Genomic DNA, 9488 nt, shown 5'->3' with positions numbered 1-9488 from the left:
AACAGTTGTGCTGGCGACAATAGCAAGAGTGAACCACCTGATCCCTTCCCGAACTCAGAAGTGAAACCTCTTAGCGCTGATGGTAGTGTGGGGTTACCCATGTGAGAGTAAGTCATCGCCAGCTCATTATTCCTAAAAACACCCCTTACAATGTAAGGGGGTGTTTTTTTATGCGCGGAAGTTAAGAAAATTAAGAAATATGTAAACTTATCGAACTTATTTTAAATTTAGAAGCATCATTTTTGAATTTTATATATCAATGGTCTAATTGCTAAGTATTTTTAAGGTTAAGTTGGATAAATTGCTATTGTCTAGAAGCTAAAGTATAACAATTCTAGAACAGCTAATAGATAATAACTCACCGTGAATTGTGAATGTACTAGTAGTAGTGATACTAGATATAATGAATTTTATTATTTTAAGTAACATTTTTAAAACAGTTTTATATTGAATATTTACACAGAGATAGAACTGTGTTTTCATAGCGATTATTAATTAATCACTAAAACAAATTTATTGGAAAAAAATAAAGTTTGGGGACTTTTATGAAAAAAAATTTTACTCTTAAGTTATCTGCTATAGCAGTTTCTACGCTTTTAGCGAGTTGTGGTGGTGGTGATGGCTACTTTGGTCAAAAGGATAACTCATCAGGTTCAGGAAATCCTAGTACTGAAATACCACAGATTAGTGCTGAACTATTATCTATCGGGCAAAGTAAAAGTAGTTTAAATGCAGGTACTAAAGATAGTTTAACTCTAACAATCCGTACTCTTGACAAAAATGGTGGTATTGTTCCAAAGTCAAATGTAAAAGTTGAAATTGTAGATGCACAAAATTCTGGTGCTAGTTTAAGTACGCTTACTAATATGATTAGTGATGATAAAGGATTTGTATCGACAGACGTTAACTTGGCAGAAAATTCGAATTTAAATTCTAAACTGAATCGCACTATTACAATTATTGTAACTTCGGGTAAAGTTAAGCAGGAAATTTTGATTCCAATTAGTGGTACAGTCGTTGCAATTTCTTCTGATGTAACCTTGTTAGAGGAAGGGCAAAGTGCAACACTGACTGTGAAGGCAGTAGATGCAGCTGGTAAAGCATTGGAAGGTGCAAAAGCTTCTCTTGTAAATGCTGCTGGTGTAGAAGTTTTTGCCTTTGTTACAACGGATAAAGATGGCAATGCAGCTTTTAAGGTTCCTTACTCTCAGGTCAGAAATTCTGTAAATCAGAAACTTGAAGTAATTGGAAAAATTACAGTTGATGGATTGAACCAATCTGTAACAAATTTACTATCATCAGGTGGTATCACATTAGTTGCAAATGTTGCGAATAATGTAATTCAGACGATATCTGATTCGACTCCTGTTGGTGTTGGAATTAATAAAAATATAACGGTTAAGGTTTCCGCTAGTACACAGGCGGAATTAATAGGTCAGAGTGTTAATTTTGAAACAACAAATGGCACAGTGACTGCTTTCTCTCCAATTACTAATATTCGTCAAGAAAATGGTCAATGGGTAGGTGAGGCTAGTACTACACTTGTTGGTAAAATTGCTGCTGTAGCGACAGTATCTGCTCAGTTTGGTAATAACGTTGCATATATTTCACAGCAAATAAGTGCTGGGGCACCAAAAACTATTTCATTGCAATCAGATGCAAGTGTACTTGCTCCTGGTACAAATACTAAAGTGATTGCGCTTGTAAAAGATAAAAATGGTACGCCAATCCCAAATACTAAAGTAAATTTTACTATACTTAAAGATACCTCACTAAGTGGGCGAATCTCACAGCCTTCAGCAATGACTGACTCCGCAGGTCGTGCTACGGTTATTTATACAGCGGGTTCTGCACAAACATTAGGTGGTGGTGTTGAAATTCAGGCATCAGCAGGAGAAGCAACTGCTCCTGCACCAGTATATTCAGAAAATCTATTATTAACTGTATCTATGCAATCTGCATTTATTACCGTTGCGCAGAATCACGAAATTTTAAAAGTTGCTGGTGATGAAACGAATTACTATAAAGAGTTTTCAGCTTCTGTTGTAGATACCGCAGGAAATCCAATTGCAGGGCAAAAAATCAGTATTTCTTTGGATTTAGCAAGTTTTTATAAAGGTAAATTTAATTGGGTACGTGATTATAGTTATGGTCAGGATAGCAGTGGTTCTTGGGCTTGGCTAAGTAGTCTGCGATGGTCTCGCGATTATATGACTTATATTAATGGCGTTTCAAAGCCCGTAGTGACTTATGTAGAATGTCCGAGTAATGAATTTCCAAATCCAATTTCGATTTTGGGTTCAGATAATTCTATTCTTGGTACTCAAGGTAGTTTTGTGACAGATGCTCAGGGTAAATTCTCATTCAAAGTACGTTATGGACGTAATTACTCGAATTGGTTACGTGTTAATTTAAATGCCTCTACAAATGTGTCTACAAAAGACAATATGACAGCATTATCTTTCATGCCTCCAGTAGCATCAGATGATGTCGATGATACTGATGGTAAATGGCGTCCAGACCGTGAAAGTCCTTACGGTATGGATATTTCTACATGCCTGAATTATAAATAATTTGATGTAATAAAAAATCGCAGTTACAACTGCGATTTTTTTTATTATTTGAGTCTATTAAATTAAATAGCTGAGCTAATTGATACACCTACAGTCGGTCTAACATTCATTGAACTACAACCCGAAATGGAAAAACAACACACTAAAATCAACATTAATTTATTCATTCAATAGACCTTGAGATTTTGCATTATTAAAAAGCGTGGTTGATCGAGAACCTGTTTTACAGACCATCAAAATAGGCTTGGGTAGACTATTATAATATTTTGAAAATTCAATAATATCGGATTGAGAAATTTGACCACTGCTAATTGGTTGATAGATTAGGCTTATTTTTGATTTTTCAGCAATACTCCTAAGCTGATGCGCAGTAGTCACATTACCTTGTTCATCATCAGGACGATTGACAACAACAGACTTAAAACCCTGAATAATCAGTTTTTGAAATTTATCAGTTGTCATTTGGCCAGAAACACTGATATTTGTTGCTAGTACTTGGCTTAAATCGGCATCATCTGCATAAGTTAGATTGGTATAAATTAAACAACAACACAATACTAAGCCGAGGGTGCTTTTAGTCATCCAAAAGATCCATTTGTTTGGCCAGTTGGAATAAATTATTTGAACGATTACCTGTACGACAGAACATTAAAATAGGTTTTGGTAGTTGATTATAATGATTCGCAAATGTACGTACATCGATTTCTGAAATCTGACCCGCAATGATAGGTTGATATACGTAGTCTAATCCCGCAACTCGTGCTGCTTCTTCAATTTGAGCACTGGTGGGCTGTTCTGCACCACCTTCAAAATCTGGGCGGTTATTGATGATCGATTTAAAACCTTTTTCAACCACTTGAGAGATATGCTCAGGACTAATTTGACCAGCAAAACCTACATTTTCACTCATGTTGCCACTCCAAATACGATAAAAATATTCTATGCTAATATAATAACACTAAGCTTTGCCTTGGACTAAAATGACAGAGCATCTTTATAAGAGAAAACGAACAAATAATAATATAATGGAGCGCGTATGTACGTGTATACAGTAGAACCACTCTATATTCAAAGTGGTCAAGATGTCATCGCTGCTGATTTTTATCGACCTAAGAATATTAAAAAACCTGCAGTCATTGTAATGGCACATGGCTTCGCTGCTTTACGCCAGTTTAAATTGATTCAATATGCACAGCGTTTTGCTCAGGCAGGCTATGCCGTAGTTCTATTTGATTACCGTTTTTGGGGTGGGAGTACTGGACAACCTCGTGAACTGGTGTCGATTAAATACCAATTAGAAGATTGGAAAACCGTGATTTCACATCTTGCAGCAAAAAAAAATATAGATGCACGTAAAATAGTTCTTTGGGGTACTTCTTTAAGTGGTGGCTATGTCCTTAGTCTTGCTTCTGAACTAAAAAATATTCAGGCAGTGATGGTACAAGTACCTTTTGTAGATGGTGCAGAAAGTGCCAAAATCTATCCGTTACATCAGCTTCCTAAAGCATTAAAACTGTCGAGTCAGGACTATATGAGTGGTAAAATGGGACGGGTCAGCAAAACTTTTCCTGTTGTTCATCCTTTTGATCTGTGCTTTTTACCAACCAAAGATAGTTATAATGGTTACATGTCGATTGTAAATCCAGATTATTTTTGGAGTGGAGAAGTTCCTGCACGCGCCTTTTTTAACTTAATTCGTTATCGTCCTATACAAACAGTTCGGAATATCAATTTGCCCGTATTGTTTATTGCTGCGCAAAAAGATAGTTTTATTCCGATTGAATCGAGTCGAGAAACGGCAACCAATATTGCACCATTCGTACAATATCATGAATGGAATATGTCACATTTTGATATCTATCATGCACCATGGTTGGAAAAAGCCATTTTGACCCAGTTAGAATTTTTACATCAACATATTGGAGTGAGCTAGATGATTATTGTATGTCCATCTTGTAGCGCTAAAAACCGTATTCCTGAAGATAAATTAGATTCTCAGCCAAATTGTGGTCAATGTCATCAAGCCTTAATTCCATTGGCTCCGATTGAACTGAATGAACAAAATTTTAGTCATTTTATCAGTAATAGTGATTTACCCATTTTTATTGATTTGTGGGCAGAGTGGTGTGGGCCTTGTAAGATGATGGCACCACATTTTGCTGAGGTGGCCAAGCATAATCCACATGTTATTTTTGCTAAAATTGATACCGAAGCCAATCCGCGTTTGAGTAGTGCCTTTCATGTTCGCAGTATTCCAACCCTTGTTCTGCTGAATAAAACCAAGGAAGTTGCTAGAATAAGCGGTGCATTACGCGCTAACCAATTACAAGAATGGTTAGACCAACAATTGAATACCCCAGAATAAAAGTCTGGGTCTGGAGTTAATGTGTCAGATTCTCATGTAAAACCTGAAGGTACACTTTCTTTACAAACGATTGCTATGCCAGCAGATACAAACTGGAGTGGTGATGTTTTTGGTGGTTGGATTGTTTCACAAATGGACTTGGCAGGTGCGATTCATGCAGAGCGTTTTAGTAAAGGACGCTGTGCCACTATTTCAATTAATCAAATGACTTTTCTGGTACCAGTCAAAGTTGGTGATGTGATTAGTTGTTATACCAAAATTTTAAAAGTAGGTAATACTTCTATTCAGATGCAAATTGAAGTATGGGATAGTCATGATAGTTCTCGTGCACCGACGCGAGTCACAGAAGGAGTATTTACCTTCGTAGCTGTAGATGTGCAAGGCAGCAAGCGTCAAATTGCTGCAGATGTGAGACACAAGTATTTAGCTACACAAAGTGTTTAACATTGAAATATAAAAAATCCCAATAGTGCTTGGGATTTTTTATATGCGATTGAGAATTCAGCGTAGTGGATTAGCCTTTATATTGTGTTTAGAAATTTATTTGCTTTTTAAGCGATCTTTAGATACCCAAGCCCAAAGCATTTCACATTGTACCGGTTCTTGACCTGTTTCATCTGTAATCACGACCGTAACTAATGTTTCGCCTTTATCTGAATTTTGTATGAGCTGAATTTGTTCATCGGTTAATGTTGCAACTGCGCGCATATCGCCTTTAGACGGGCGTTTATAATCGATTTGTATGCTTTTAATTAGCACAATGGATGTGTCAGGAACATTCATGCCCGTGACAAAACCTGTAGCGGTTTCAGCAAGAAGTGCCATAGCCACAGCATGCAATTGACCGATATGGTTTTGCATTGCTCGATGATTTTTAATTTCAACAATCACCTGAGACGGACTGACTTCAATATATTTAATGTGGGCCGTACCGACCATAGGAACGACTCGACCAAAAGCCTTGCTCCAGAGCGTACTCCGAATCCCTTTCGGAAATTTTGCAGTCGCTTTCACTAGTTTTGCTAAACGATTGGTCTGAGTCATATTAAATCCTATGTGTGGCTAAAAGACCTTAGTCTTTAAAGTTATTAAATTGTAAAGGTACGCCAAATTGTTGTTCTTTCAGGAACGCCATGACTTGTTGCAAAGTATCGCGTTTTTTATCTGTAACACGAATTTTGTCGCCTTGAATAGAAGATTGCACTTTGATGCCGCTCTCTTTAATGGCTTTATTTATTTTTTTTGCGGTATCCGAGTCAAGTCCATCTTTAAGTTTGATGATTTGAATGACATTTTTACCTGATGCAGTCATTTTTTGTGGATCAAGCGCTTGAATATCGACTTTACGTTTAAAGAAATGGTTTTCTAACATGCTAAAAACCTGTTCACATTGGAAATCACTTTCTGCTGAAATTTTAATCTCTTTATTTTTTTCAGAAACTTCAATCGAAACGTCCTGACCACGGAAGTCAAAGCGCGTTGCAATTTCTTTTTGAGTGTTTTGAACTGCATGGTTCACTTCAAAAATCTCTAATTCTGAAACAATATCTAAAGATGGCATAGTTTAACCTTTACAAAGGGAAAGAATATCTGAGATGCTAGGGATGTTTTCTTCATTTGCCAAGTGCTGTTTACATCAAAGGAGTGTGCAATGATCCGTAAACAAGAAATTACAACATTTGAGTTCCCAGAAAATGCGGTTATTTGGGATGTTCGTGATGCAAAAGCCTATGCTGACGGTCATGTTAAAGGTGCTGTAAATCAGCCGATTGATGATTTGGATGCTCAAAGCTTGACTCAAGTAAATTCGGATCAGTCCATTTACATACTATGTGGTGGTGGGAGTAAAGCTCCTCGCGCAGCTGAAAAGTTAGAAGGCTTCGATAGCTCTCGTGATTATGTTGTTTTAATGGGTGGTACACGTGCAGTACGTGATGCAGGTATTCCTTTAGAACAAGGTTTTTAAAAAAAGCGCCGTAAGGCGCTTTTTTATGTCGTGAAGAATATAACATTTTATAAGGCCTCCATTTGCGAGGTTTTATTGTTACTGCTACAAGGTTACTTTCAGTATTTAGACTATGGTTTGACAATAACACCATTAAAATATGGCTTTTTAGGTTTCACTTTCTTTTGAAAACGTCTCAGACTTAATTTTTGTAACAAATTTTGTGGAATTGGGCATACTTCGCCTAAAACCAGTGCTGCTAAAATTTCACTGCATAGGGGAGCATAGAGAAATCCTTTCGAGCCTAATGCAGATAGCGTATAAATTTCGGTATCCTCCTGCATTTTTCCAAGTAAAGGAAAGTAATCAGGACTTTGGGTACGTACCGATGCCCGGCCTTGCCATTGCGCTATAGGTGCTAATGTTTCAGCATATTCAGGAAAAGCACTATGGATAAGATCATAGTTATGCACATGGTCTTCTGCCAGTACGTCATGATCATCACGATGTGGATAAAACGAAGCACCCATAATTAAATGTTGTGGGTCGAGTTGCATGCAATAACCAGTATAACTATAGGCTTGATTGGTTTGAAGTGGCTGTTTTTGATTATTGACCCAACTCACTTGGCCACGATTAGGTTTCAGTCGAGGATAGTGATCAATAAACTTTGGACTATTCATGGCTGCACAAACCATAACATGGTCAAACTCATCCAAGACATGACCTTGATTGAGTAATATGAGCTGACCATGTTCCTGTTTTTGAATGCTATCAACTTGTGCATGTTGGAAATGAATCAATGGATGTTTCAAAATGCTGGCTTGTAGTTGATGTGGATAAATTGCTGCAGCTGGTTTTAATTGTAGACTGGCAAATTGTGTTTTGAGTGCTAACGCATTGGCATCTTGTTTTGTAAAAACCTCATCTGAATATTGTTGTGCAAGACTTAAAAAATCTTCAGCATCTTTTTGTGCTAATTGATTGACATGCAGTGCACGAAAGCCATCAAATTGTTGATAATGCTGTAAAGCATATTGCCATGTGGCGGTGACTAAATGTTCTGCACTCTGTGCTGCAGAACTAAGTTTAGGATTTAGTAAGGCCAGAGGATTTCCAGATGCCCCAGCAAGTGGCGCTGTTTGGTCGTAAATCGTGACTTGATGCCCACGTTGAGCAAATGCCCATGCACAGCTTAAACCCGCTATTCCTGCGCCAATAACAGCGATTTTATGTTGTTTATATTGAGTTCTTGAGTGTGATGATGCTTTTTTAGAACTGTATGTTGGATTCTCAGAAGCAGAAACAAGATCTTGATTTAGTCTAGAAGGAAGTTCCCAAATGGCTTTTAACATTTCACGTTTATGGCCAAAACCCTTGGGACGAGAAATAGAAATTCCCTGTTGTTGAAAACCTTGTTTCAATACACCAGCCACACTGAAAGATGTAAAGGTCGTACCAATATCAGATAGACGGATAAGCTCTTTTAAGGTTGATTCATCCCAAATATCTGGATTGCATGAAGGTGCAAATCCATCTAAAAACCATGCATTTATAGCTTTAGTTTTATGCATGCTAGGCAAGACATCATGTACATCACCTAGCCAAAGATCTAAAGAAAAGCGTTCATTTGGAAAATTAAGACGATGGCAACCTGCAATGAGAATGGGATAGTGCTGAATCAGCTGATCTGCAAGGGGTTTTAGTTCAGGCCAGACATTGAGTGCACGAATGAGGTCATTTTTGTTTAATGGAAATTTTTCAATACTGACAGCATGTAAATGACTCTGATTAGCTGGACGAACTTGTTGCCAAAGTTGCCATAAAGCTAAAATATTTAAACCTGTACCAAAGCCAGTTTCACCAATACTAAAATATTCAAAGTCATGTAGATTTGCTAGACGGATCGGTAAGTCATTGCCCTGTAAAAAGACATGACGGCTTTCTAGGAGACCATTATCTCTGGAGAAGTACACATCAGCAAATTTTTTAGAAAATGGAATTTCAATTCCATCAACGCATTGCCAATCTAAATCAGCAGTTTGAATGGCCTTAGACACAGCAAATTAACCTTTAAAGTATAAAGTCAGGGAGTTACCACTGACGACGACGTTTGGTATAGATATAACTGGCAATGAAAAAACCAAGTAATACACCGATAGCAATAGTGGCAGCGCCATATAAAAACATTTGTGCGCTGGCTTCACTTTGTAACACTTGAACTTGTACACCTAAGCTATCATTTTTAAGTTGTAATTCTTGGTTTTGAGCTAAAGCATCTAAATTGGCTTTCTCTAGTTGCTGTAAACGAGTGGCTTGGTCTTTCACCATTGCTTTGACTTTGGCATCTTGTGAGGCTTTTTCTTTGGCAATTTGTTCAGCGGTGAGTACTTTGTTCTCTTTTTCTTGTGGAGATGGCTGTACGATAGTATTCGCACCTGCTACAGCGGAAAGAATACCGGGTTTTGGAGCGACTTGAGGGGGAAGAGGCGCGACAGTTGTGCCTTGTGTTATAGGAGTGGTCGTTTGCGGAGTAGGCTCAGCCCACGCCATAGAACAAATAAGAGATAAGCCGAGTAAGCTTTTGACCACAACGCGCATCATA

General features: G+C 37.6%; 11 protein-coding genes and 1 rRNA gene. 6 read left to right on the top strand and 6 right to left on the bottom strand.

The window, feature by feature from the left end:
* Positions 1–9 precede the first annotated feature (9 nt).
* Together rrf and B9T27_RS06055 are read left to right on the top strand one after the other, a co-directional pair.
* Positions 10–124, top strand: a 5S ribosomal RNA gene (gene rrf / locus B9T27_RS06060).
* A gap of 421 nt (positions 125–545) precedes the next feature.
* On the top strand, positions 546–2573 hold the full coding sequence (locus B9T27_RS06055) for an Ig-like domain-containing protein (RefSeq protein WP_086205932.1): 2028 nt from the start codon (positions 546–548) through the stop codon (positions 2571–2573).
* A 159-nt stretch (positions 2574–2732) separates the two neighbouring features.
* Here the strand turns inward: B9T27_RS06055 and B9T27_RS06050 are convergent, their stop codons facing one another.
* Complete coding sequence (locus B9T27_RS06050) at positions 2733–3155, bottom strand: beta-lactamase hydrolase domain-containing protein (protein ID WP_086205931.1); 423 nt, start codon at positions 3153–3155, stop codon at positions 2733–2735.
* Entirely contained in the window at positions 3148–3483 is a 336-nt protein-coding gene (locus B9T27_RS06045) for a TIGR01244 family sulfur transferase (protein WP_086205930.1), read from the bottom strand. Before B9T27_RS06045 ends, B9T27_RS06050 begins: the two co-directional genes overlap by 8 nt.
* A gap of 126 nt (positions 3484–3609) precedes the next feature.
* On the opposite strand from B9T27_RS06045, the gene B9T27_RS06040 reads away from it, so the two are divergent.
* The 3 genes from B9T27_RS06040 to B9T27_RS06030 are packed head-to-tail and all read left to right on the top strand — an operon-like array spanning position 3610 to position 5382.
* Positions 3610–4506 carry an alpha/beta hydrolase gene (locus B9T27_RS06040; protein WP_086205929.1) on the top strand — a complete coding sequence of 299 codons (897 nt, stop codon included), beginning with the start codon at positions 3610–3612 and terminating at the stop codon, positions 4504–4506.
* Positions 4507–4938 carry a thioredoxin TrxC gene (trxC, locus tag B9T27_RS06035; RefSeq protein WP_086205928.1) on the top strand — a complete coding sequence of 144 codons (432 nt, stop codon included), beginning with the start codon at positions 4507–4509 and terminating at the stop codon, positions 4936–4938.
* 21 nt (positions 4939–4959) lie between these two features.
* A complete protein-coding gene (locus B9T27_RS06030; protein ID WP_086205927.1) occupies positions 4960–5382 on the top strand; it encodes an acyl-CoA thioesterase in 423 nt (140 codons plus the stop codon).
* A 96-nt stretch (positions 5383–5478) separates the two neighbouring features.
* Here B9T27_RS06030 and B9T27_RS06025 read toward each other — a convergent pair whose 3' ends face one another.
* Entirely contained in the window at positions 5479–5982 is a 504-nt protein-coding gene (locus tag B9T27_RS06025) for a DUF4442 domain-containing protein (protein WP_086205926.1), read from the bottom strand.
* A gap of 28 nt (positions 5983–6010) precedes the next feature.
* The gene (locus B9T27_RS06020) at positions 6011–6499 is read right to left on the bottom strand and encodes a YajQ family cyclic di-GMP-binding protein (protein WP_086205925.1); all 489 of its coding nucleotides are present in this window, start codon (positions 6497–6499) and stop codon (positions 6011–6013) included.
* A 90-nt stretch (positions 6500–6589) separates the two neighbouring features.
* Between B9T27_RS06020 and B9T27_RS06015 the strand changes: the two genes are divergently transcribed.
* Positions 6590–6904 carry a rhodanese-like domain-containing protein gene (locus tag B9T27_RS06015; RefSeq protein ID WP_086205924.1) on the top strand — a complete coding sequence of 105 codons (315 nt, stop codon included), beginning with the start codon at positions 6590–6592 and terminating at the stop codon, positions 6902–6904.
* A 110-nt stretch (positions 6905–7014) separates the two neighbouring features.
* Here B9T27_RS06015 and mnmC read toward each other — a convergent pair whose 3' ends face one another.
* Both mnmC and B9T27_RS06005 read right to left on the bottom strand, forming a co-directional pair.
* Entirely contained in the window at positions 7015–8943 is a 1929-nt protein-coding gene (gene mnmC / locus B9T27_RS06010; protein WP_086205923.1) for an FAD-dependent 5-carboxymethylaminomethyl-2-thiouridine(34) oxidoreductase MnmC, read from the bottom strand.
* A gap of 34 nt (positions 8944–8977) precedes the next feature.
* On the bottom strand, positions 8978–9484 hold the full coding sequence (locus B9T27_RS06005; RefSeq protein WP_086205922.1) for a hypothetical protein: 507 nt from the start codon (positions 9482–9484) through the stop codon (positions 8978–8980).
* Positions 9485–9488: the final 4 nt, after the last annotated feature.

Origin of the sequence: Acinetobacter sp. ANC 4648 (assembly GCF_002135345.1) — a bacterium.
Taxonomy (GTDB): Bacteria; Pseudomonadota; Gammaproteobacteria; order Pseudomonadales; family Moraxellaceae; genus Acinetobacter.
Note: the sequence above shows the minus strand (reverse complement) of the source record. Positions and strands in the feature narration are given on the sequence as shown.